At 59.8% G+C, this 23,245-nt stretch carries 23 protein-coding genes, 2 pseudogenes and 1 other annotated feature; of the genes and pseudogenes, 19 read left to right on the forward strand and 6 right to left on the reverse strand.

Translation table 11 applies throughout. The features are described 5' to 3' along the window. Positions 1 to 41 precede the first annotated feature (41 nt). Positions 42 to 719: an NnrU family protein gene (locus LXM96_RS12350; RefSeq protein ID WP_239998917.1), complete on the forward strand. Its 678-nt coding sequence runs from the start codon at positions 42 to 44 to the stop codon at positions 717 to 719. Positions 720 to 1,129: 410 nt separating this feature from the next. Here LXM96_RS12350 and LXM96_RS12355 read toward each other — a convergent pair whose 3' ends face one another. Continuing rightward, entirely contained in the window at positions 1,130 to 2,077 is a 948-nt protein-coding gene (locus LXM96_RS12355; protein WP_239998823.1) for an AraC family transcriptional regulator, read from the reverse strand. A gap of 137 nt (positions 2,078 to 2,214) precedes the next feature. Between LXM96_RS12355 and LXM96_RS12360 the strand changes: the two genes are divergently transcribed. The 5 genes from LXM96_RS12360 to LXM96_RS12380 all read left to right on the forward strand — a co-directional run bounded on the left by LXM96_RS12360 (position 2,215) and on the right by LXM96_RS12380 (position 7,311). Next, positions 2,215 to 3,465, forward strand: a complete 1,251-nt coding sequence (locus LXM96_RS12360) for an ABC transporter substrate-binding protein (protein ID WP_239998825.1) — start codon at positions 2,215 to 2,217, stop codon at positions 3,463 to 3,465. A gap of 63 nt (positions 3,466 to 3,528) precedes the next feature. Beyond that, positions 3,529 to 4,392 (forward strand): carbohydrate ABC transporter permease, encoded by an 864-nt coding sequence (locus LXM96_RS12365; RefSeq protein WP_239998829.1) that lies wholly within the window; start codon positions 3,529 to 3,531, stop codon positions 4,390 to 4,392. Beyond that, the gene (locus LXM96_RS12370; RefSeq protein WP_239998831.1) at positions 4,389 to 5,207 is read left to right on the forward strand and encodes a carbohydrate ABC transporter permease; all 819 of its coding nucleotides are present in this window, start codon (positions 4,389 to 4,391) and stop codon (positions 5,205 to 5,207) included. The genes LXM96_RS12365 and LXM96_RS12370 overlap by 4 nt, the downstream gene beginning before the upstream one ends. Positions 5,208 to 5,212: 5 nt before the next feature. After that, positions 5,213 to 6,259: an NAD(P)-dependent alcohol dehydrogenase gene (locus LXM96_RS12375; RefSeq protein ID WP_239998832.1), complete on the forward strand. Its 1,047-nt coding sequence runs from the start codon at positions 5,213 to 5,215 to the stop codon at positions 6,257 to 6,259. Then, entirely contained in the window at positions 6,259 to 7,311 is a 1,053-nt protein-coding gene (locus LXM96_RS12380) for an ABC transporter ATP-binding protein (RefSeq protein ID WP_239998834.1), read from the forward strand. The genes LXM96_RS12375 and LXM96_RS12380 overlap by 1 nt, the downstream gene beginning before the upstream one ends. A 46-nt stretch (positions 7,312 to 7,357) precedes the next feature. On the opposite strand, the gene LXM96_RS12385 is transcribed toward LXM96_RS12380, so the two are convergent. Continuing rightward, positions 7,358 to 8,194: a helix-turn-helix domain-containing protein gene (locus LXM96_RS12385; RefSeq protein ID WP_239998841.1), complete on the reverse strand. Its 837-nt coding sequence runs from the start codon at positions 8,192 to 8,194 to the stop codon at positions 7,358 to 7,360. 199 nt (positions 8,195 to 8,393) lie between these two features. Between LXM96_RS12385 and LXM96_RS12390 the strand changes: the two genes are divergently transcribed. The 6 genes from LXM96_RS12390 (at position 8,394) to LXM96_RS12415 (ending at position 14,495) form a co-directional block, all read left to right on the forward strand. Beyond that, positions 8,394 to 9,617: an amino acid ABC transporter substrate-binding protein gene (locus tag LXM96_RS12390; protein ID WP_239998842.1), complete on the forward strand. Its 1,224-nt coding sequence runs from the start codon at positions 8,394 to 8,396 to the stop codon at positions 9,615 to 9,617. Positions 9,618 to 9,752: 135 nt separating this feature from the next. Continuing rightward, a complete protein-coding gene (locus LXM96_RS12395) occupies positions 9,753 to 10,625 on the forward strand; it encodes a branched-chain amino acid ABC transporter permease (protein WP_239998844.1) in 873 nt (290 codons plus the stop codon). Further along, the gene (locus tag LXM96_RS12400; RefSeq protein WP_239998846.1) at positions 10,622 to 11,578 is read left to right on the forward strand and encodes a branched-chain amino acid ABC transporter permease; all 957 of its coding nucleotides are present in this window, start codon (positions 10,622 to 10,624) and stop codon (positions 11,576 to 11,578) included. Before LXM96_RS12395 ends, LXM96_RS12400 begins: the two co-directional genes overlap by 4 nt. Continuing rightward, a complete protein-coding gene (locus tag LXM96_RS12405) occupies positions 11,575 to 12,303 on the forward strand; it encodes an ABC transporter ATP-binding protein (RefSeq protein ID WP_239998848.1) in 729 nt (242 codons plus the stop codon). Before LXM96_RS12400 ends, LXM96_RS12405 begins: the two co-directional genes overlap by 4 nt. Next, positions 12,296 to 13,009, forward strand: a complete 714-nt coding sequence (locus LXM96_RS12410; RefSeq protein WP_239998849.1) for an ABC transporter ATP-binding protein — start codon at positions 12,296 to 12,298, stop codon at positions 13,007 to 13,009. The genes LXM96_RS12405 and LXM96_RS12410 overlap by 8 nt, the downstream gene beginning before the upstream one ends. A gap of 34 nt (positions 13,010 to 13,043) precedes the next feature. Beyond that, entirely contained in the window at positions 13,044 to 14,495 is a 1,452-nt protein-coding gene (locus LXM96_RS12415; protein WP_239998862.1) for an aldehyde dehydrogenase, read from the forward strand. 164 nt (positions 14,496 to 14,659) lie between these two features. Here LXM96_RS12415 and LXM96_RS12420 read toward each other — a convergent pair whose 3' ends face one another. The 3 genes from LXM96_RS12420 to LXM96_RS12430 all read right to left on the reverse strand — a co-directional run bounded on the left by LXM96_RS12420 (position 14,660) and on the right by LXM96_RS12430 (position 17,259). Continuing rightward, positions 14,660 to 15,145, reverse strand: a complete 486-nt coding sequence (locus LXM96_RS12420) for an SH3 domain-containing protein (RefSeq protein ID WP_239998864.1) — start codon at positions 15,143 to 15,145, stop codon at positions 14,660 to 14,662. 289 nt (positions 15,146 to 15,434) lie between these two features. After that, the gene (locus LXM96_RS12425; protein ID WP_262913638.1) at positions 15,435 to 16,544 is read right to left on the reverse strand and encodes a sensor histidine kinase; all 1,110 of its coding nucleotides are present in this window, start codon (positions 16,542 to 16,544) and stop codon (positions 15,435 to 15,437) included. 16 nt (positions 16,545 to 16,560) lie between these two features. Next, positions 16,561 to 17,259, reverse strand: a complete 699-nt coding sequence (locus LXM96_RS12430) for a response regulator transcription factor (protein WP_239998868.1) — start codon at positions 17,257 to 17,259, stop codon at positions 16,561 to 16,563. A gap of 573 nt (positions 17,260 to 17,832) precedes the next feature. On the opposite strand from LXM96_RS12430, the pseudogene LXM96_RS21845 reads away from it, so the two are divergent. Further along, positions 17,833 to 18,159, forward strand: a pseudogene (locus LXM96_RS21845) (phosphatase PAP2 family protein); the annotation flags it as partial. A 71-nt stretch (positions 18,160 to 18,230) separates the two neighbouring features. Here the strand turns inward: LXM96_RS21845 and LXM96_RS12435 are convergent. Next, the gene (locus LXM96_RS12435; RefSeq protein ID WP_239998869.1) at positions 18,231 to 18,629 is read right to left on the reverse strand and encodes a MerR family transcriptional regulator; all 399 of its coding nucleotides are present in this window, start codon (positions 18,627 to 18,629) and stop codon (positions 18,231 to 18,233) included. Between the two features lie 66 nt (positions 18,630 to 18,695). Between LXM96_RS12435 and LXM96_RS12440 the strand changes: the two genes are divergently transcribed. The 6 genes and pseudogenes from LXM96_RS12440 to arsH all read left to right on the forward strand — a co-directional run. Next, a complete protein-coding gene (locus LXM96_RS12440) occupies positions 18,696 to 19,679 on the forward strand; it encodes an aldo/keto reductase (protein ID WP_239998870.1) in 984 nt (327 codons plus the stop codon). Positions 19,680 to 19,845: 166 nt separating this feature from the next. Continuing rightward, on the forward strand, positions 19,846 to 20,196 hold the full coding sequence (locus LXM96_RS12445; RefSeq protein ID WP_239998918.1) for an ArsR/SmtB family transcription factor: 351 nt from the start codon (positions 19,846 to 19,848) through the stop codon (positions 20,194 to 20,196). A gap of 77 nt (positions 20,197 to 20,273) precedes the next feature. Next, positions 20,274 to 20,801: an arsenate reductase ArsC gene (locus LXM96_RS12450; RefSeq protein WP_239998871.1), complete on the forward strand. Its 528-nt coding sequence runs from the start codon at positions 20,274 to 20,276 to the stop codon at positions 20,799 to 20,801. A 1-nt stretch (position 20,802) separates the two neighbouring features. Then, positions 20,803 to 21,858, forward strand: coding sequence for an ACR3 family arsenite efflux transporter (gene arsB / locus LXM96_RS12455; protein ID WP_239998872.1), 1,056 nt, complete (start codon positions 20,803 to 20,805; stop codon positions 21,856 to 21,858). Continuing rightward, positions 21,855 to 22,283, forward strand: coding sequence for an arsenate reductase (glutaredoxin) (gene arsC / locus LXM96_RS12460; protein ID WP_239998873.1), 429 nt, complete (start codon positions 21,855 to 21,857; stop codon positions 22,281 to 22,283). Before arsB ends, arsC begins: the two co-directional genes overlap by 4 nt. A gap of 13 nt (positions 22,284 to 22,296) precedes the next feature. Next, positions 22,297 to 22,983 (forward strand): annotated as a pseudogene (gene arsH, locus LXM96_RS12465) (arsenical resistance protein ArsH); the annotation flags it as partial. Between the two features lie 136 nt (positions 22,984 to 23,119). Continuing rightward, positions 23,120 to 23,170: a sequence feature (sul1 is cis-regulatory element that is thought to sense ions involved in sulfur or methionine metabolism; They are found in Alphaproteobacteria), on the forward strand. The last annotated feature ends 75 nt before the right edge of the window (positions 23,171 to 23,245 follow it).

Below are 23,245 nucleotides of genomic sequence, written 5' to 3' on the forward strand. Positions count from 1 at the left end.
GGAAACGTAAAAAGAGCCCGGCAGGGGGATATCCCGCCGGGCTGGCAGCGTTCACCGTCTTCGTAGGCTTGCATTCCGTCCCGGCCACGCCCTCGGTCCGGGCGCGGCTTGTGTCACGTCTTGGGCACGGGACCTATATCGCCCTCTACTCGGCCGTGTCGCTTCTGGCCCTGACATGGCTGTTCTACGCCGCATTCAACCTCGACTATGTCGAACTATGGGCTCCCGCCGCCTGGCAGGGGTGGGTCACCTTTGCGACGGCTCCCTTGGGGCTATTCTTCGTACTGGCGGGGCTGTTGAGCCGCAATCCGTTCTCGACGACCGCGCGGCGCGGTGGAGGCAAGCCGGGGGCGATTGTAGCGATCACGCGCCCCCCTGTCCTCTGGGGCTTTCTCATTTGGTCGCTCGGGCATATCCCGCCTAATGGCGACCTTCGTTCGCTGGTGCTTTTCGGTGGCTTCACTGTCTTTACGGCCGGCAGCATGGCGATGGCCGAGAAAAGAGGCCGTCAAAGGGCGGGAATAGATTGGAGGCGACGGGCACAGGGGACGTCCCTCGTTCCTTTTGCCGCTTTGGGGAAGGGTAATGCCAGCCTGCGCGTCGACTCCCCTATGTTGCTTGCCTTGGCGGTGGATGTGGTCGTGTTCACATGGCTTCTTGCTGGCGGTCATGCGGCTCTGTTTGGAGTAGATCCTATCCCGTTCCTGAAGTCAGGCTAGCCGCATCGTCTCAATGCAAAACTCCGGTGATCACAAGGGGGCTACGGGGGCTTCCTGCGCGGATGGCGTGACAGCGAGAGTTGCACGGAGCGCCTCAATAGAACGATTATGGTTTTCTATGGCATGAAGGTGGACCGCCTCTGCGGCCTCCTGAGTTGGCTCGGGACTCTGGCCAGCGCCTTCGCGACGCAGCTTCTCGATCATCGCCTCATGAACTGAAATCTGCTCTTCGATGAATGATGAGAAAGATGACATCGTGTACCTCCGTCTTTGACGCATCAGAGACGCCTTAAGGACTCGTCGCATTGATGGAGATCAGACAATCAAAAAGATCACCGGCGTTGCTCGTCCGGTGTGGAGCGTCCCCCCTTGGCGGCGCGATAGATCTGGAAAGTTGCGGCCCCTGCCACTCAAGGAGCGGAGCGCTCATTTGCCGCTACAGAGGAGACTAGCGATCTCGTGCGAATGCGGGCCGTCTTTCGGTATTCACGGGGCGTGAATCCCGTCTCCAAACGGAAGTACCGGTTGAAGTTAGACAGGTTGTTGAAGCCTGCCTCGAAGCAGATGTCGGTGATTGGAACATCCGTCTCCGCCAGCAACGTTCGTGCGCGCCAAACGCGGACAGAGCGGCTGTAGGCGGAGAAGTTCATGCCTGTGAGGCGCCGGAAGGCGCGGGAGAAGGCAGAGGATTCAAGGCCGACGAGATACGCCACCTCATGCATGGAGGCGCCAGGATTGGACTGCATGATCTGGATAGCTCGGTCGATCCGTCGGTGCCGTCGGTCGGAGACGTTGTTGTAGGTTGCGGTGAAGTGCTCGCTCGCGAGGATACGCTTGTGAGGAGCCGCCTCTACCCGCTCCAAGATCTCGATGAAAAGGCCGAGCCGGCTGCTGCCCTGGCTCTCGTGCAGTTCAATGACTTTTCCGCCGATCTCGATCGCTTCGGGCCCTAGAATTTCTAGCCCTCTATCCGCAGAAGGCTTCAGGCGATGAAGCACCTCGAACTCACGACAGACGGAGCGGGCGCCGATTAGCGCATCGGCATCGAACTGCAGGACCAGATCGCGGCCGGGGAGGTGTGGCGCGCCCGGCGTGATCCAGTTATGGGGCAGGTTCGTCCCGGTCAGCATCAGGTGGCCGGGTTTGAACGGTCCGACATAGTCGCCAACATACGCAAAGCCTTGAGCGGCCGGAATAAAGTGAATTTCCCATTCCGGATGATAGTTCCAGATGCAGATCGGGTTCGGGTAGTCATCACGTCGGACCAGGTAGGACTTGCCCTGTGGCAGGACGATCTGCTCACGTGTCGCCGTAAACGTGTCGGAGACAGAGCGAGGGAAATCTGGTGCCACCGTCATAAGAAATCGCCCAAATGCAAAGCAGAAAGTCAAAATAGTATCACTTCGCGTCAGATTGCAAACTAGTTCACGCTCCTGACATCCACAGAATAGGCCCCGTCGACGGCCATGGGAGTTGCCGTCCGAGGGAGGAAATCATGAGATTGACTATGCTCCGCGCCGGTTGCGCGGCCATTGCAGTATTGGCGGCTTCCAATGCCTTTGCTGCGGCCCAGTGCGAGGATGATCTGCGCATCCTGGCGCAGCCGCGCGACGGCCTGACGTTGCTGGAAGACTACGTGGATGAGTTCGAGGAGCTGGCCGGTGCTGGCTTCGAGATCAGCTATCTCAACGAAAACGACCGCAGGGCGAAGTCGCAAGCGGATGCGTCGACGGTTGGAAGCTTCGACGTGTACTATGTGGATGAGGCTAATCTGGCACTCTTCGCATCCTCCGGCTGGATCGTGCCCCTGGACGGTTATTATCCCGAGCCATATGATTACAACGACTTCGACGCAGGCATGCGGGCGGCGGCCACCTATGACGGCAAGCAGTGGTTTGCACCGATCCAGGGCGGCGGCGACCTGATGGTCTACCGCACCGATCTTCTCGAGAAGGCGGGCATCCAGCCGCCAAAAACCTGGGACGAGTATGTGGCGGCCGTCGAGAAGCTGCATGATCCGGACAATGGCGTCTACGGCACGGCACTGCGCGGCCAGCGCGGTTCCGGTGCAAACGTCTGGCGCTGGATGCCGTTGTTCAAGGCCAATGGCGGCGAATGGTTCAAGGACGGCAAGCCCGCCTTCAACTCGGAAGCTGCCGTGAAGGCAACGGAGGCCTATCTCGACCTTTTCAAGTACTCGGCACCCGGCACGCAGACGGGATCCTGGGATGAGTCGACTGGTGCGTTCCGGGCCGGCAAGGTTGCAATCATCATTGAGTCCGCGCCGCTTGGCGGCATGTCAGTCGATAAGGCGCAGAGCCAGGTGGCCGACAAGGTTGCCTTCTCGGTTCCGCCGTCACCGCTGCCAGGCGGTGGTTATGCCCACGGCTTTGCCATCGCCTCCAAAGCGAACGCGTCCGAGGAAGAAAAGGCGTGCGCCGGTCTCTTCGTTGCCTGGGCAACCTCCAAGGAGCAGGAAGCACGGCGTCTGGAAGCTGGCCAGCCGGGCGAACTGACCCGCACCAGCACCTACCAGAGCCCGGAATACGCCAAGACCTTCGGCCAGAACCTGTCGGACGCCATGGCGGCAACCGGTGAAAAAACCACGGTCACCTTCTGGCAGGATCCGCGCTGGCAGGAACTCGGCAACCAGTGGGGCATCATGCTGGAAGAGCTGATCACCGGCAGCCGCACGGACATCAAGGCAACCCTTGATGAACTCGAGGCCTTCGCTGCCAAGCTTTGACGCCTCCCAAGGCACCCGGGCGCGCTGACGAAGCGCGCCCATTTCGGATGTGAAGGATCTGTCATGCGTCGCGGCCGCTCGCTGCCTTATGTGTTTCTTGGCCCCACCCTGGGCATACTGGTCGTGCTGGCACTGGTGCCGACGATCTACGCGATCAATATCTCGCTGCAGAACCGGACCCTGTCGCAGCCGATGGCCGACTATGTCTGGTTCGCCAACTATGTCGCACTTTTCTCCGATGCTCGTTTCCTCAACGCGCTCTGGGTTTCGTTCAAGTGGGAGATCCTGAGCGTCACCGCGACCATGGTCACCGGGCTGGCACTTGGCATCGCCATGTTCGAGGCGGCAAGCCCGCGGATGCGCAATATCCTCTGCGTCCTTTTCATCATCCCGGTCCTCCTGCCGCGAGTCTGTGCAGCCTTCGTGTGGAAGTTCTCGTTCCATCCCCTTTATGGCGCGCTCACCTGGCCCGTCCGAGAAATCACCGGCAGCACGCCGGACATCCTATCGACGCCGCTTGGGGCGCTGCTTGCGGTTGCCTTCGTCGATGTGTGGCAATGGGGTCTGTTCTTCGCAGTCATCATCCTGAAGCTTCTGGAATCACTGCCCCCGCAGCCGCTTGAAGCTGCCCGGATCGACCACGCCACCCGGTTTGAAGTGCATCGCTTCGTCACGCTGCCCATGCTGAAGGCGCCATTGATCAGTCTGCTCCTCGTCAAGGCGATCGAAAGCCTGCGCTCCTTCGACCTTGTCTATGTCATGACACGCGGCGGCCCCGGCATCTCCACCGAAACGCTTGACATGTACGCTTATTCGCAAGGCTTCATCGAAGCCGGCAAGATATCCTACGCCTCGTCCATGGCGGTCATCATGATGGTGCTGACGATCGTGACCTTCACCTTCACCTGGAAGAGGCTGAACCGATGAAGCTCTCGACCCTTCTACTCAGGCTTCTCTTGGCTTTGGCTGCGGCGCTCGTTGTGCTGCCGTTGTTATGGACCCTGCTCAACGCCTTCAAGACCAACGCCGACCTCCTGGTCAGCACGCCGAAGCTCGTCTTCCAGCCTGTCTGGGACAACATGAGCTATGTCTTGAATCGCCGCTCCGTGGCCCGCGCGCTGACGAACTCGCTGATCATCTGCTCGACTGCCGTGCTGATCGGCGCTGTGATCGGGGTCCCGGCCGCGTATGTCATTGCGCGCTTCAAGAATCGTCTGACCGCAGAGGCGCAATTCTTCGTCCTGTCGCTGCGATTCCTGCCGCCGGTCGCCATCGCCATCCCTATGCTGGTGATCTGGCTCGGGCTCGATCTCTACGACACGCGGCTTTCGCTGATCGTCACGTACCTGATCGTCACGGCCTCCATCACGATCTGGCTTTCGGTGCCGTCCTTTGAACGTGTCAGCCTGCATGTGGAGGAGGCGGCGCGGGTTGATGGGCTCGGGCCCTATGCGACCTTCTTCCGCATCGCGCTGCCGATCGCCCGCTTCCAGATCTTCGGCGCAATCGCCTTCTCTTTCGTGCTGGTCTGGAACGAATTCCTGCTTGCCATGATGCTCACAACGTCGAGAGCGAAGACGCTGCCCATCATAGCCTCGGAAATGTCGCAACTCGGGATGAACGTACCATGGGGCATTCTCAACGCTGCCGTCGTGCTTCTGTCGCTGCCGCCACTGATCCTGCTCGGCGTCATGGCCGGCGGGCTGAATGCCGCCTTCTCCAAGAAAACTGATCAAGGTTGATACCCATGAAAGCACTTGTCCTCGAACGCGTTGGTGAACTCTCCCTGCGTGATATCGACCTGCCTCAGGAGATGGGGCCAGACGATGTCCGTATCCGCCTGCACACGGTCGGCGTTTGCGGCAGCGACGTACACTATTACACACATGGACGGATCGGCAACTTCGTCTTGAACGAGCCGATGGTGCTTGGTCACGAGGCGGCTGGGACGATCACTGAGGTCGGCGCCAACGTCATCCATCTGAAGCCGGGCGATCGTGTCTGCATGGAGCCGGGCATTCCCGACCCAAAGTCCCGCGCTTCCCGCCTAGGCCTTTATAACGTTGATCCTGCCGTGACCTTCTGGGCGACGCCGCCGGTGCATGGCGTGCTTTCGCCCGAGACGATCCACCCGGCAAGCTTCACCTACAAGCTGCCCGACAATGTCTCCTTTGCCGAAGGTGCGATGGTCGAACCATTCGCGGTCGGCATGCAGGCGGCCACGCGGGCTCGCGTCACGCCCGGCGACACTGCGGTTGTGACCGGTTGCGGCGCGATCGGGATCATGGTGGCGCTTGCAGCACTGGCGGGCGGCTGCTCGCGGGTACTGATCTCCGACCTGTCGGAAACAAAGCTGAAGCTGGCCGAGACCTATGACGGCATCACCGCCGTGAACTTGCGTGAGCAGAACCTCCTCGAGGCAGTTGATGCGGCAACCGAAGGCTGGGGTGCGGACATTGTGTTTGAATGCTCCGGCGCGGCAGCGGCCGTGCGCGACCTCTTCAAGGTCGTGCGTCCAGGCGGCACGGTGGTTCTCGTTGGTCTTCCACCCGAGCCGGTGCCGATGGACATCGCGGCTGCCTGCTCGCGCGAATGCCGCATCGAGACCGTGTTCCGTTACGCCAATGTCTTCGACCGGGCACTTGCCCTGATCGCGGCCGGCAAAGTCGACCTGAAGCCGCTCGTCTCCGGCACCTTCTCGTTCGACCAGTCAGTCGCTGCCTTCGAAAGGGCGGCTGAAGCGCGTCCTGAAGATGTGAAATTGCAGATCATCCTGGACGGGGAGGGGAGCTGATGGCGACCGTCGAATGCCGCGACATCCGCAAGGTCTACGGCGCGCTCGAGGTCATGCGTGATTTCAACCTGAAGGTCGACGACCACGAATTCGTCGTGTTTCTCGGGCCCTCGGGCTGCGGGAAATCGACGATGCTGCGGATGATCGCCGGCCTTGAGGAGATCACCGGCGGCGACCTGATGATTGGCGGCCAGCGCATGAACGACCGCGATCCGGGTGACCGGGGTATTGCCATGGTCTTCCAGAACTATGCGCTCTACCCGCACATGAGCGTGCGCGAAAATATCACTTTCGGGCTGGAACGGTCCGGAGTGCCTAAGGCCGAGATCGACAGGCGTCTGGCGCCGGTGGTCGAGAGCCTGGGGCTTGGTATCTACCTGTCACGCAAGCCAACGGAGCTTTCAGGCGGCCAGCAGCAACGCGTGGCGATCGCCCGCGCCATGATCAAGACACCGGAAGTCTTCCTGTTCGACGAGCCACTGTCAAACCTCGATGCGAAACTGCGCGGCAGCCTGCGGGTAGAAATCGCGCGCCTGCACCGCAGCCTGAAGACGACGAGCATCTATGTCACCCACGACCAACTCGAGGCGATGACGCTTGCCGATAGGATCGTGTTGATGAAGGATGGCCGGATCGAGCAGATGGGAACGCCGGAGGAGATCTACCAGACGCCGGCCACCTTGTTCGCAGCCGGCTTTATCGGCACACCGAACATGAACTTTCTCCCGATGGAAGCGTCCGATGGAATGCTCGTTTCCGAAACGATCCGCATTCCCACCAGCCGTTCAATCCGGGCAGGGCGGGTGACGGTGGGAGTTCGCCCGGGTGCGTTCCGGCTGTCTGCCCACCCAGGAGCATTCAAAGGGCGCGTGGAACGAAACGAGTTCCACGGCGAGACGCGGCTTGCGACGATCCGTAGCGGCAGTCACGAGATCAATGTCGCGTTGCCGGCCTCCACCGTCGTTGCCGAGGGTGAGGTCGTTGACCTCGATGTCTCCGCGGAAGATCTGCATCTCTTCGAGCCGCAGACCGGCGAACGGATTGTTCTTTAGCTGACCCAAACGAGCCCTCAACCAAGCGAGATAATCATTTGTTGCCTCACGGCCAGGCGGCGAAGCTCGTTTCGCGTGGGATGCGGGCCATGGCGGCATCTTCGCGGTGGGATCGTGGAGACACGCCAGCTTCCCTCTTGAAGAAGCGGCTGAAGTAGGCGGCGTCCTTGAAACCCAGCGCCTCGGCTATTTCCGCTACCTGCATCGTCGTGCCCTCCAGCAGCATTGCTGCTTGCGACAGGATGCGTCTGTGGATGACAGCCGCCGGTGTTCTCCCCGTTGCACGCCGCACCGCGGTGTTGAGGCGGTCCGTACTGATCCCTAGGGTTGCGGCGTAGCGAGGGATCGTCCAATGCTCTCGTGCGTGAAGTTCAACAAGATGAAGAAAGCTACGAACGATCGCCCGTGGCGAGGGCTGACTTTGTTGTGCGGCCGGTTCAGAGTGGCGCCAAACTGCAAGCAGTAGGAGCGCAAGATGGTGACGGACCGCCTCCTGAGCCCCTGGGAGGTCCGCCTGCAGTTCCTGTTCGATGCTGGAGACGTTTGTCAGGTAGCGCTGCGCGTCGGCGGGCGACAGGCGTGCCCCGAGGATAGGCCTGGCAATGGCCTCTCGAACACGTGCAAAGACAGCTCCGGAGGGCATCGCCGGACCCAGAATATCGTCCGGTATGGCCAAAACCCCACCCTCGGTGCCCGCGTCAAATATGGAAGAACCAACCTCGCCAAGGGGAATCCATACGAGTAGTGGCCCCAGAAGGGAAATGTCACGGCCACCGAGCCGCAGGATCCCGCTTCCCGACCTCAGCAGGAAGATGTGGTTTTGACCCCGACTGAAGGTCCACTCCGCCCGCTGCAGGCTGGCTTTCCAGAGGCGAGCTTCCATCACATCCTTAGTTCCGGTGAGAAGTGGGTTAAACGTAGTCTCGCCAGCTCCCGTGAGAAGTACAAGTATTTCCTGTGAAAGTCTATTTCTCCCTTGCTGCGACCTGCTAACCTTTCCACGTCTGGCTTCAAACGTGGCATCGGCTGCAACTGGATAAGACAAACGGCCTGGTGGAGCAGGCCCAATGGGAGGAACTTCAATGAACATCATATCGCGCAGGAGCGCCCTGCGATTGATAGCTCTTGCTACCACCGTGCTTTCTGCCGGAGCCCTCACGCCGGTCTCGGCGCAAGAACGCACCTCTGTAAAAATTGGTTACGCGCTCTCGCTCACTGGCCCGAATGCCGGTGGCACGGGCATCACAACGTTGCCGAACTACCAGCTTTGGGTAAAGGAGGTGAATGATGCCGGGGGCCTGGAGATGCCGGACGGAAAGCGCCTGCCGATCGAGGTCGTCGAGTATGATGACCGCTCCTCGGCCGAGGAACTGGTGCGGGCACTGCAACGTCTGGCGACGCAGGACGAGGTGGACTTCATCCTGCCGCCCTGGAGTACCGGCTACAACCTTGCGGCTGCGCCAATGTTCGATCGTTATGGCTATCCGCATCTTGCAGCCACCTCTGTGACGGACAAGGCACCAGAGTTCGTCAAACGCTGGAAAAAGAGCTTCTGGCTGTTGGGCGGGGGCCACGATTACACCAGCGCATTGGCGAAGGTGCTCGTCGATGCCTCTGATAAGGGAGTGATCAACAAGAAGGTCGCGATGATCTCCATCGCTGACGGTTTCGGCATCGATCTGGTTACCGCCGCACGCCCGTCTTTCCAGGAGGCAGGCATCGAGGTGGTCTATGACAAGACCTATCCGGTGGGCACCACCGACTTCACGCCGATGATCAACGAAGCGAAGGCAAGCGGGGCAGATACGTTCATCGCCTTTTCCTATCCACCGGAGACATTTGCATTAACCCAGCAGGTGCAGGTGGCGGATTTCAATCCGAAGGTTCTGTATTTCGGTGTCGGAACGGCTTTCCCGATCTATGCCAAGAACAACGGCGATGCGATCACCGGCATCATGGGAATCGGCGGGATCGACGCGACCAGTGAAAAGGTTGCCGACTACCGTCAGCGTCACGAAGCCGCTACCGGCAAGGCACCGGACTACTGGGCAAGTGTTATCACCTACGCGTCTCTGGAGATCCTGCAGGAGGCAATCAAGCGCAAGGGGCTCGACCGCGAGGCGGTCTCCGAGGAGATCGCAACCGGAACTTTTCAGACCGTTCTCGGCGAGACGAAGCTCGAAGACAACCAGCTTCGAGATCTCTGGTGGGCTGGCCAATGGCAGAACGGGCAATTTGTTTCCATTGCCCCAGCCGATCGGCCCGGAGCAAGCCAGCCCATCATTCCGCGGCCCGAGCGTAAGTAGAAGCGACGCCGGAATTTAAGGTCTGGCTCCCTCTCCCCAGCTTGGGAGGGAGCCGTCTATCCTCGCTCGATTCCCGATGAGTAGCATCCCCACCGTCACCTGCTTGGGGATCAACCTGTAGAAAAGGGGCAGGCAATGCTCACCACCACCATCATATCCGGGCTGGTGCTTGGAGGAACCTATGCATTGATCGCCATGGGGCTGACGCTCCAGTACGGCATCGCCCGCATCATGAACCTCTCCTACGGAGAGATGATTATTGCCGCAGCCTTCCTTGCCTATGTGCTTTTCGGCCAATGGGGCGTGAATCCTGTCCTCGGACTATTGGTTGCCGTCCCACTCGGCTTCGCGTTCGGTTATCTGGTCTACGGTTTGATGCTTAGGCCGCTCGTTGCCCGTGCCGCCAGTCGCGAAAGCCTGGAGATTGACTCCATCCTCGTCACCTTCGGACTGCTGTTCGTCATCCAAGGGGCGATGCTGGTCGCTTTTGGCTCCAACTATACCAGCTACAACTATCTTAACGTCGGGATCGATGTCTTTGGTGCCGTGATCGCCGCCAACCGTCTGGTGGCGCTGGGGCTTGCCGTCGTTGCCGGCGGAGCTCTCTACCTGCTGTTCACCTATACGCTCTGGGGTACCGCCTTGCGCGCCGTTGCCGTCTCGCCGAGATCGGCGCCGTTGGTCGGCATAGACGTCAACCGGGCTGCGCGGTTCGCCTTTGCCATCGGCTGCGGCCTCGCCGCCGCGGGCGGGGTGGTGATTTCGACCTATCAGACATTCACAGCCACGGCCGGCGTGGTGTTCACGATGAAGGCCCTTGTCGTCGTGATTATGGGGGGCGTCGGAAACATCCTTGGCGCGCTTTCGGCGGGTCTGATCCTCGGGCTCGTCGAGACCTTTGTTGCCACCTACCTCGACCCCGGCCTTACGCTTGCAGCGACGTATCTCATCTTTCTGGCGGTGCTGCTCTGGCGCCCCGCCGGCCTGTTCGGGAGATCCTCGCGATGACCCTGAAGTCTTTTGGTTCCGTCCTGTTCTTCCTGGTGGTACTCGCTGCACTCGCCTTCCTGCCCTTCTATGCAGGTGAGTACGTCGTGACCCTGATGATCGGCATGACGGGCTACGTCGTTCTGGCCACCGCCTGGGCTCTGTTCTCCGGTCCCACCCGCTATATTTCGCTTGCCACCGTCGCCTTCTTCGGGATCGGCGCCTACACCGTGAGTGTCCTCAGTGAGACCTTGCCTTACGTGCTTGTGCTTCTTGCCGCAGCGCTGGTTGGCCTTGTCGTTGCCCTGGTTGTTGGGCTTGCGACACTAAGGCTCGCGGGCGTTTACTTCGTGATATTCAGCTTTGGCCTTGCTGAACTCGTGCGTCAGCTCGTGACCTGGTACGAAGTCAATATCACCGGCACGCTCGGCCGCTACATCTTCCTGCCTGTTACCTCCGACGGAATTTACTGGCAGTTGCTCGCGCTTGCGGCGGCAACGCTTCTCTTTTCCTGGGCGATCGGTCGCAGCCGGCTGGGCCTCGCGCTGAAGGTGATCGGTGACGATGAAGTGGTGGCAAGCCACTGCGGCATCAACATCGCGGGCGTGAAGCTTGCGCTGTTCTCCGTGAGCGCCGTTATCATCACTCTGGTCGGCGCCATCCAGGCTCCTCGGTGGACCTACATCGAACCGAGCATGGTCTTCAATCCGACGACGTCGTTCCTGACGCTGATCATGGCATTGCTGGGCGGCGTCGATCGCCTGTGGGGTCCGCTGCTGGGCGCGATCCCGCTCTTTCTCCTGTTCGAATGGCTGTCGGCGAACTTCCCCAACCACTACCCGATCATCCTGGGCCTGATCTTTATTGCCATCGTGTTCGTGCTGCCAAACGGTGTTCTTGCTGCGGCGGAACGGATATTTTCGAAGCGGAGGGGCGTCACAGTTCCGGCTGCGAACCAGGGGGGCGCGCTGTGACGGAGATCCTGACCCTATCCGGTATCAGCAAGCGGTTCGGCGGCTTGACCGCCGTTAGTGATCTCACCTTCTCGTTGAAGGCCGGCGAGGTGGTCGGTCTGCTCGGCCCGAACGGGTCGGGCAAGACGACTGTGATGAATATGATCTCCGGCTTCTTTGCCCCCTCGCAGGGTACCATCGCCCTGAAGGGCGAGGCCATCCAGGGATTGCCCTCGCACCGCATTGCCCCAAAGGGAGTGGCCCGGACCTTCCAACTCGTGCGTGCCTTGCCGTCACTGACTGTCGCTCAGAACGTAGAGACGGCGCTTGCATTTGGCAGGCACAAGCTGTGGGGAAGGATCGCGCGGGAACGGGCTCTTCATCACCTGGAGGAAGTTGGGCTTGCCGGTCGTGCCGAAGAACGCGCTTGCGATATCACCTATATAGATCAGAAGCGCATGGAGCTTGCCCGTGCGCTTGCCACAGAACCTGATCTTCTCTTGCTGGACGAGTGGCTGGCGGGGCTCAACCCAACGGAACTGCAAACGGGTATTTCACTCATCCGTTCGCTTGAACGGCAAGGCATGACGATACTGCTCGTAGAGCATGTCATGGACGCGATCCGCGCGCTTTGTAGCCGCTGCGTGGTAATGAATGCTGGCCGTAAGATTGCAGATGGTGCCACCGACGAGGTCTTGCGTGATCCCGATGTCGTGCGCGCCTATCTGGGGGACGATCATGCTTGAGATCAGTCACCTGTCGCTTCACTACGGTCGGCACCTGGCGCTCGACGACTTCTCGCTTTCCGTAGGCAAGGGAGAAACGGTTGTCATCCTCGGTGCCAATGGTGCTGGAAAGTCGTCGCTGCTCAAAGCCATCGCCGGGGTAACCCCGGCGGACAAGGGGACATCGATTTCCTTCAATGGCCGACCGATCCATTCGCTTCCGCCACATCAGATTGTGGAGGCGGGAATCGCCCTCGTGCCCGAAGGACGGGGCGTCTTCGGCGATCTTACCGTCGACGAGAACCTCGCACTCGGCGCTTTTGCCAAGAGAGCCCGCGCCCACGCCAACGACAGCCGGACCTTCGTCTACGAACTGTTTCCGAAGCTGGAGGAACGCCGCCGGCAGTATGTGAACACGATGTCGGGCGGCGAGCAGCAGATGGTCGCGATTGGCCGGGCCCTGATGTCGAAGCCTGACCTGCTGATGCTTGATGAGCCAAGCCTGGGTCTTGCACCTGTTGTCGTTGGGGACTTGTTCCGGAGCCTCGGACAAATCCGGCAACGCGGCTTGGCGCTTCTGATTGTCGAGCAGAACGTCAAGATGAGCCTGTCGATCGCTGACCGGGGATATTTGGCTGAGGCCGGCCGCATTACCGGCGAAGATGCCGCTACTAGTCTGCTGAGCACCCCGGCCGTGCAACGTGCCTTCCTGGGCGGCGCGGCATGACCATCACCTCAAAACAAGAACATTGGAGAACCGCATGAGCATCCTGGGCTTGAAGATCAACAACATCGAGATGGAAGCCGCCGACGGCCGGACCTTCGATCGCATGAACCCCATTACGGGGGAGGTCGCATCGACGGTTGCCGCAGCCTCCGTTGATGAAGCGCGTCAGGCTGCCAATGCCGCAGCCAAGGCCTTTCCAGTCTGGGCTGCAACCGGGCCGGGTCAACGCCGCAAGCTGCTGATGGCAGCCGCCGATCGCCTGCAGGAAAAGGTGCAGGATTTCGTTGCTGCCATGGCGGAGGAAACCGGTGCAACCGCAGGCTGGGCGATGTTCAATGTCGGTCTGGCGGCCGATATGCTGCGCGAGGCGGCCTCGATGACGACGCAGATCACAGGTGAAGTTATCCCTTCCAACCGCCCCGGAAGTCTAGCGATGGCCGTCCGCCAGCCCGCCGGCGTGGTTCTGTCCATGGCGCCGTGGAATGCACCGGTCATCTTGGGTGTCCGGTCGATCGCCATGCCTCTTGCTTGTGGTAACACCGTGGTGATGAAGACATCGGAAATCTGCCCACGCACCCACCGGCTGATCGTTGACGCCCTGCATGAGGCGGGCCTTCCGGAGGGCGTGTTGAACGCCATCTCCAACGCGCCCGAAGATGCCGGCCAGATCGTCGAAGAACTAATCGCTCATCCCGCCGTGCGCCGCATCAACTTCACCGGATCGACGCGCGTCGGGCGCATCATCGCCCAAACGGCCGCTCGTCATCTGAAGCCGGTGCTTTTGGAGCTTGGCGGCAAGGCGCCTTTGGTCGTGCTGGACGATGCGGACATAGACGAGGCCGTCGCGGCCGCGGCCTTCGGCGCCTACATGAATCAGGGGCAGATCTGCATGTCGACGGAGCGCCTCGTGGTAGACGAGCGGATAGCGGACGATTTCGTCGGCGCCATGACGGCTAAGGTGCGCACACTGAAGGCAGGTGATCCTCGCCGCAGTGACTCGCCCTTGGGTTCCCTGGTGGATCTGAAGGCGGCACAGCGGGTGGAGGCCTTGATCAAAGACGCCGTCTCCAAAGGAGCCGTGCTGGCAGCGGGAGGCGGCATCGAGGGCACGCTGATGGATGCGACGCTTCTGGACAAGGTGACGCCTGCCATGCGCATCTACGGTGAAGAGAGCTTTGGTCCCGTCGCTTCGGTGGTTCGCGTGGGATCGATCGACGAGGCGGTACGGGTCGCCAACGACACCGAATACGGCCTGTCTGCCGCCGTGTTCGGCCGCGATGTCAACCGCGCCATGAGCGTCGCACGCCGCATCGAATCCGGTATTTGCCATGTCAATGGTCCAACAGTGCACGATGAGGCACAGATGCCGTTCGGCGGGGTGAAGGACTCCGGCTATGGGCGCTTCGGTGGAAAGGCAGGGATCGCAGAGTTCACCGAGTTGCGCTGGCTTACGGTGCAGGACGGACACATCCACTATCCGATCTAAGCCTCGAGGCGGCCTCCTGTTCTACCCTTTGAAGTAGCGTCTTACCATGACGGAATTCGGCGTACTTCCGTTGGATCCATCGTCGCTACGAGGAGAAAAGTGACAGCCGCCGGTCGCAAAGGCATTTGCGAACGGCGGTACACGTCTCAGGAGGTTAGCACTTTTCAAAGATGCCGTTGATCTTGGTGGCCCGGTCGACACAGAAAGATGCCGCCCCAGTGATAGCCTGTGCCGTGGGGAGTCGCGACGACGTACCACTTGTAGTCATTGAACCAGACGCCCGTGTCCTCGAGAATCTCGATCTGGTCTCCTTCGCGGAGACTGGCAACGCGTCTATACTCCATTCCAGGGCCCGACCTGAGCACGCCGCCATAGGACATCCCTGTCATAGTGTCGTTCTGGGCCGTGTTGCGGGCATTCTGCTCTGCCTGGCCTTTACGCCCCATCTCGACCATCGGCTGGATGTCGCCGACGCATTTCGGCGGTAATTGGCTCATCATGTTCGGCTTGCTCATGCACGGTGTCAGTCCTTCATCGCCGCAGAGGATCGCGGCAATCTTGAAGCACTGGTCGCTGTCCTGAGCTGATGCAGCGTTCGAGGAGGCCAATGAAAGCACAGCGGCAACGAAGGAGACCAAAAATTTCGTCATGTTCGCTCCATTCATGCCTTTCGAAGGCAAAGGCTGATTGCTCAGCGCCTGATGTTAGCGGCAATGAGCATTGCTGGGAAGAGCGCGTAGGCGGTCCGTCATAGACGTGTGCAATTGTTAGCTTTCGACACTGCGGAGCGGTCTACGACCGTGTCGTTGAGCCGCGACGCCGGCTACGACCTCCGCCCACAATCCAGGACCCGTCATCGCCCAGCCTCCAGAGCCTTGCCGATCGGGGCAGTTCTGAATATCCCCCACGGCTTTGTAGAAAGGCCGTTTTCTCCCGGATCTAGAACGTGATGGTCGCGTAAGCACCTCCGTCAGCGTTGTTTCCTACTTCGAGCCGCGCGTTGTGCCCTTCCGCAATGGCCTTGACGACCGTAAGACCAAGCCCGGATCCGCTTGAACCACGGCCGTTAAGCCTCTCGCTTCTCCAGAACATATCAAAGGAGGAGTGCTGGACATAGTCCGGCAGTCCTGGCCCTTTGTCTCGAACAGAAATGAAGGAGCGCTCGGTTTCGTCCAAACCGGTATGAACCTCGATTGGCCCGCCATCACCGGCGTATTTGCGCGCGTTTTCGAGCAGAGCGAGAAGAGCCTGGCGGAAACGGTCCGGATCGATCTTCGCCGGTGCAGGTTGAAGGTAGGTTCGGACCTTGACGGCGCCGCCTGCGGAGGTCTGAAACAAGGTCACCGTTTCAGAAACATGCAGGGCCAAGTCGGTTGTCGTGGTTGCTGTGACAAAGTTGGTGGTGCCTGCCAATGAAAGTGTGTTCAGTTGGTCTACGAGACGCGACATCCCCTGTGTTTGCACCAGCAGCGCGCGCAGGTGTTCCTCATTGGCGGAAATCACACCGTCTGTCATGCCCTGCAGATTGCCCTGCAATACGGTAAGCGGCGTGCGCAATTCATGAGCGACCGCCCGCGTGTTGAATTTCAGACGCGTTTCCAACGCGAGCAAGTCGCTGGCCATGCTATTGATCGTTAGGGCCAGCGTTTCGACCTCTTTGGTTGCGCCGGGTTCGACAGTGACTTGGAAATCGCCTTGCCGAATCTTTTCCGCGGCCGCAGTCAATCGGGTCAGCGGCGCCACGAGCCTGTACGCCAAGACGACCCCGATGATGCTTGTGAGAACGATCAGTGCGAAACCGAAACCCAAGACACCCTGAACGGGCGATGCCTCTGTTGCCTCCTCCAACTGCGGGTAAAGGGGCGCGAGTGCCGCGAGGGCGTTTGGATCGGGGATTTCGCCACGATTCAGGCTCACCAAAGCCGCTCTTGCATCCTGAGGGAGCTTTTCAACGGCAGCTACTTCAGCGTGATCGATATACCAATCAACTGCGACGTAAAGCACCGCTATCGTCACAAGTTGAATGACAGACGCCAATGCGGCTGTCATGGTCGAGAGAGCGGGTCTAGACACCTGTCGACCTCGCGAAACGATACCCGATACCGCGGACTGTCGTGATGTACCCGTCTTGGCCAGATTCTGTGAGCTTCCGCCTCAGATTGGCGATATGCGTGTCAATGGTGCGATCGAGAGCGTCGCTTTCGGGCAAACACGCGTCCAACAGAGATGTTCTTTCAAACGTCTTGAAGGGGGAGCTTATCAAACAGACCAAAAGGCGAAATTCCGTTGCCGTCAGCGGCAGTTCAATCCGGCCTTTTTCGGTTGAGGCGATCGCCAGGTGCGAATCCAGTTGGACCTCGATGGCGTCGTGCCGGATAACCTCACTACCGGCGATACCTTTTGTTCGCTTGAGTACGGCCCCCACACGTGCCACGACCTCCTGCGGGTTGAACGGTTTCGTGACGTAGTCATCCGCGCCGAGCTTCAAGCCGAGCAACTTGTCCGTGCTGTCGTCCATCGCGGACAAAAATATCACTGGCACGGTGGAATTTCCCCGAACCTTCGTCAGAAGGTCGAAGCCGTCAATATCGGGGAGGCCGATATCGAGCAATATCAGGTCCGGCTGTAATCGCTGTACATGGGTGAGAGCCGTGAGGCCTGTTGATGCTTTGGTCGTCCTGTAGCCGGCTCTTGCGAGATATTTTTCCAAGAGGGCCGCTATTTCTTCGTCGTCCTCGACCACCAGCACGAGAGATGAAATCATAGTCAAACTCACTGATTTTTAACATGCTCTTCTCCGGTCCTCTGTCAAATCTTGACAATCGGACGAGAGAACGCGGCCCTCAATCGAGGGACCACCGATGAACCTAACTCACCTAAATCACTTTCAAAATGCAATTTCACAAACCGCAGATGATCATACTCGCAATTTGCTTTCGTGGGCGCTTATACTTTTGGGTTTCGCCTCCATGATTTTTGCGGCGGTTCCAGAACTTGACCTCATGGTCAGTCGCGTCTTCTGGGAGCCTGCCGCTGGCTTCGTATTCACCAACGAATTCCTTATTGGAGTTCGCGACTTCAACAGGTTTCTCCCCTGGATCTTGATCGGTAGCGCAACGGCGCTGTTGATTGCAAATCCGTTCCTTAGGCAGCTGAAGTATAGACCTGCGCCGCACAAATTATTGTTTTTTCTTGCTTTCTTTGCAGTGGGTCCAGGGTTGAGCGTTCACCTGATCAAGATGTTGGTTGGGAGAGCGCGTCCAAAAGCACTCGAAGAGTTTGGTGGTAAGGCCTCTTTACGCCTCCATGGGAGCTCACCGATCACTGCGTCAGGCATTGTTCCTTTATCTCGGGAGAGGCGGCGAGTGCCTTCGCGCTGCTCACACTCGTTGTGTTCATCAGTCCCAGATACTCGAAACTCTATCTCGGCGCGGTTGGCACTGTCGCGTTGGCCTTCTCACTCAACCGAGTGGTGTTCGGAGCCCATTTCCTGTCCGATGTGGTGATCGCCTGGAGTGTGATGTTCGCTTTGGCGGTGCTCCTTTGGCGAATGTTTTCACGAAACGCGTCCCAGATCGATGCGATATTCACCCGTGGTACCGGCTTAGGCCAGAAGCCGGCACGGCATCGCCTACACAGAACGCGATCGGACTCCGATCGCTGACCAAGAAAGAACGTGCCCCGCTCGGAGCCACCGTCGATATGGTCGCCGACTTTGGTTAGGCGGATGTCTGTTCAGCACTGATAGTCGTCTAGACGCGGCGCCGGGTCCGGCTTTCCGGACTTTATCCAGGCGACCTTCCCGCGCAGAAAACTCAGGGCCGCTTCGAGCGCGTCTTTGCGATGCTGAAGTCGTTCTATCTGTAGTTCCAGAACCTCAATGGTCTGTTCCGGGGAGTGCTCGCCCGCTCGGTACTTCTCGTTGAGAGCAAGGATTTCTGCCAGCGTATAACCGAGCGTCTGCTGGAGCCGGATCATGCGAGCGGCGGTCACATCCTCAGGATTAAACAGTTGGTACCGGTTCGAGCCGCCCTTGAGGCTCCGCTCAGGTGTCAGAAGACCCTTGGCTATATAGAACCGGATCGTGTCGACCGGGAGACCCGTGGCTTTCGCAAATTCCGAAATGAGCATCATGAACGCTTGACCCTGGAGTGCACTCCACACTTATAGACGGTGCTTGTCAAAATGTGGAGATCCGACATGACAAGCGAAAAGACACCCCTCTCTCAGGTCCAGCTCGGCCAGAATGGCCCCATGATCGGTGTCCAGGGCCTCGGCTGCATGGGCATGAGCGAATTCTACGGCGACACAGACGAAGCCGAGTCTCGATTAACATTGGAGAGAGCGATAGAGCTCGGGGTCAATATGTTTGATACCGCCGATATGTACGGTGTCGGTGCCAACGAAGAGTTCTTGGCTTCCTTCCTTTCGGTACACCGCAAACAAACGATCATCGCCACGAAGTTCGGCTACCGCCGTACACCGGAGCGCCCCGATGACTGGAGCATCGACAATCGCCCGGAATATATACGGGCAGCCGTCGATCGATCCCTCCAGCGCCTGGGCACCGACGTTATTGATCTCTATTACATGCATCGCCGCACCGACGGCGTGGTGCTGGAAGATTCCGTCGGTGCCATGGCGGACTTGGTCAGGGCAGGAAAGGTGAAGTGGCTCGGCTTGTCTGCGGTCACCGCGTCGGAGCTTCGCGCGGCACATACCATTCATCCCATCGCAGCCGTGCAGTCGGAATGGTCGATCTTTACGCGCGCTATCGAACAAGACGTGGTCCCGGCCGCGGCCGAACTCGGGGTGACCGTCGTGCCCTACTCACCCCTTGGGCGTGGCATGCTGACTGGCCGAGCTTTTGCAACATCGTTGACGGCCACCGATGCACGCCAGCAGTTCCCGCGGTTCTCAGCCGAGAACCGTGCGGCTAACATGCTGCTGGTCGCAAAGATCGAGGATATTGCGTTGTCACGCGACGTGTCGTCGGCCCAAGTCGCGCTGGCCTGGCTTTACACTCAAGGTCGCAAGCTCAAGGTCAAGACGGTGCCAATTCCGGGAACGCGCAAGCGCAGCCGTCTTATGGAAAACGTGGCGGCTGCGTCCTTGGTGCTTTCCGAACCGGAGATGGAAGCGCTGGCGCCGCTCGCCTCCGCAGTCCAAGGGGTCAGCGTATAGAGTGTTTCTGGAGCGCATCGTCTCATGCGGGAGCCCCTTCGGCTCCAGGCATTGAGACTTCGTGATCACGATCCTCCAGCCGCGCTTGATATTGCCTTACTTCACCATTGCTATCTCCCGCCACTCGCGATATCTACAGATTAAGATTTCAAAGGTTGTAGAAATGTTGAATCAGAAGCAGGCACTTGGTGTCTTCAGTGCCCTCTCACAGGAGACCCGCCTCTCGATCGTGCGATTGCTCGTCGTCGCGGGGCCGGACGGCATGGCAGCGGGTTTGCTCGCCGAGAAAGCAGGCGTCTCGCCCTCCAACATCTCTTTTCACCTGAAGGAACTCGAACATGCCGGACTGGTGTCCCAGCAAAGGGAATCACGTTCGATGATCTACCGCGCGAATATCGGGATGCTCGGAGACCTGGTTCGCTTCCTGATGGAAGATTGCTGTGCCGGGCATCCGGAAGTATGCGCCCCGGCCGTACAGGCAGCATCCTGCAGAACGCCCGCCCAGACCACGTCGTGAATTCATGAAGTCATCCGGCTGCCAATGGTGAGCCGGAAACCAGATGTCTGTCATCCACCGTTACCGAGGACAAAGTCATGTCGGAGCGCATCTACAATGTTCTGTTCCTCTGCACGGGCAATTCGGCCCGCTCCATCCTTGCCGAAGCCATCCTGAACAAGGAGGGCCGTGGACGCTTCAGGGCATTTTCTGCCGGGAGCCAGCCGAAGGGGGAGGTGAACCCGCATGCGCTGAAGGAACTGGCCGTTCTCGGCTATCCGACGGAAGGTTTTTCCTCGAAGAGCTGGGACGTCTTCGCCGAACCTGGCGCTCCCGAGATGGATTTCATCTTCACGGTCTGCGACAGCGCGGCCGGCGAAGCATGCCCGGTCTGGATCGGCCATCCGGTAACCGCCCATTGGGGCGTCGAGGATCCGGCATCCGCTGTTGGAACGGAAGCGGAGGTGCAGCGTGCCTTCGCTCAGGCTGCCCGCTATCTGAAGAACCGCATCACCGCATTCCTCGCTCTTCCCCTCCAATCCATCGACCGCATGGCGCTTGAGGCAAAGCTGCGGCAGATCGGCTCCATGGAGGGAAGCACTAACCTGGAAGAAAAGGCGTCCTGACATGTCGACGTTCGAACGATATCTGACCCTCTGGGTGGCCCTCGCGATCGGTACGGGCATAGCGCTCGGTTCGATCTTTCCCGATCTGTTCCGGTTGATCGGTGCGGCGGAGATCGCAAAGGTCAACCTGCCGGTCGCCGTCCTGATCTGGCTGATGATCATTCCCATGCTGATGAAGATCGACTTTGCGGCAATCCGCGAAGTTGGAAGGCATTGGCGCGGGATGGGCGTGACCCTGTTCGCCAACTGGGCAGTCAAGCCTTTCTCGATGGCCGTGCTCGGCTGGATATTCATCGGCTGGCTCTTTGCACCTCTGCTGCCCTCGGACCAGATCGACAGCTACATCGCCGGCCTGATCCTGCTCGGAGCCGCACCCTGCACCGCCATGGTGTTTGTCTGGTCCAATCTCACGCGGGGTGACGCTCCGTTCACGCTCACCCAGGTCGCGCTCAACGACGCCGTTATGGTTCTCGCCTTCGCTCCTATCGTCGCGATCCTGCTCGGGGTATCCTCCATCGTCGTGCCGTGGGAAACCCTGCTGATCTCGGTCGCCCTCTTCATCGTGGTTCCGGTCGTCGTGGCGCAGGCGCTGCGGCGTATCCTGGGGGGCGGCGACGGTCGCGCCATGCGGCGGTTCCAGGACAAGATCCAGCCGCTGTCGATCGGCTCGCTGCTTTTGACGGTGGTGCTGCTTTTCGCCTTTCAGGGCAACCAGATATTGGCGCAGCCGGTCGTGATCGCGATCCTCGCCGGCCCGATCTTCCTGCAGACCATCTTCATCTTCGGCTTCGCCTATATGCTCAACCGCATGACGGGGGAGGTGCATTGCGTCGCCGGTCCCTCCGCCCTGATCAGCGCATCGAACTTCTTCGAACTGGCCGTGGCAACCGCAATTAGCCTCTTCGGTTTCAGTTCCGGGGCCGCACTTGCTACCGTTGTCGGCGTCCTCATCGAGGTTCCGGTGATGCTGATGCTGGTGGCGATCGTCAACCGATCGAAGGGCTGGTACGAGGCTGCACCCTCCGTTTCCCGCAACACGCTCAGCGAAAGCGCATGACCATGGACGTCACCATCTATCACAATCCGGCCTGCGGAACGTCGCGCAACACGCTCGCCCTGATCCGGGCTGCCGGGATCGAGCCGAAGGTCGTCGAATACCTGAAGACCCCTCCGAAACGCGACGAGCTGGCGAGGGTGATTGCCGATGCAGGCCTGACGGTCAGGCAGGCGATCCGGGAAAAGGGGACGCCCTTTACGGAACTGGGCCTCGACAGTCCGGACCTGACCGATGAGCAATTGCTGGACGCGATGCTGAAGGACCCCATCCTCATCAACCGACCGTTTGTCGTGACACCTTTGGGCACGCGGCTTGCCCGCCCGTCCGAGGCTGTCCTCGACATCCTGCCGGAGACGTTCAAGGGCTCCTTCGTCAAGGAGGACGGCGAGCAGGTCCTGGACGAGAGGGGCAAGCGCATTGGCTGAAACATTCCCTGCTCTGGACGAAGGGCATCTCCACGCAATAGACTTGGAATGCTTGCGGCCCCCGTTCTCGACACACAAGCCTCGCATCCTCATCCTCTACGGATCTCTCCGCGAGGTCTCCTACAGCAGGCTGCTCGCCCACGAAGCGCGGCGTCTGCTGCAACGCCTCGGCTGCGAAGTGCGGATGTTCGACCCGAAGGGACTGCCCCTTCCGGACGAGGCGCCTGCGACCCATCCGAAGGTCCAGGAGCTCCGGGAACTCTCCGAGTGGTCCGAGGGGCAGCTGTGGGTGAGCCCCGAACGGCATGGCGCAATGACCGGCATCATGAAGGCGCAGGTCGACTGGATTCCCCTGTCGCTTGGATCCATACGCCCGACGCAGGGAAGGACGCTTGCGGTGATGGAGGTTTCCGGAGGCAGCCAGTCCTTCAATGCCGTGAACCAGATGCGCATACTGGGTCGCTGGATGCGGATGATCACCATCCCGAACCAGTCGTCGGTGGCACGCGCCTATCAGGAGTTCGATGCCGACGGCAGGATGAAACCCTCCTCCTATTACGACCGTGTCGTGGATGTCTGCGAGGAACTGGTGAAGTTCACGATCCTGACGAGAGACGCTTCCTCCTATCTGACGGATCGCTATAGCGAGCGGAAGGAAGATGCGGCGAAGCTTGAAGACAGGGTAAAGTTGACGTCAATCTGGTCAACTCGAAGGATGTTACAGCTTGCCAGTGAAAATGACGGCTCGAGCCATACTCGAGACCAAAACCTGGAATCGGTCACCGCAAATTTCCGCTTGATCGGGTTTTGGTTTCCCGCAATATTGCGGCGCATCAACCGGACCCGCTCGCGGGTGGCTTCTCCGAGCGCCTATCCCTCGGCAACCAGCTAACTCCTGCACATCTCATTTCAGATACCGCAGCGAGCCTTCCGATTGGACCTTCCAAATGACTGCGACGGCC

This window comes from Rhizobium halophilum, assembly GCF_021648825.1.
Lineage (GTDB): Bacteria > Pseudomonadota > Alphaproteobacteria > Rhizobiales > Rhizobiaceae > Neorhizobium > Neorhizobium halophilum.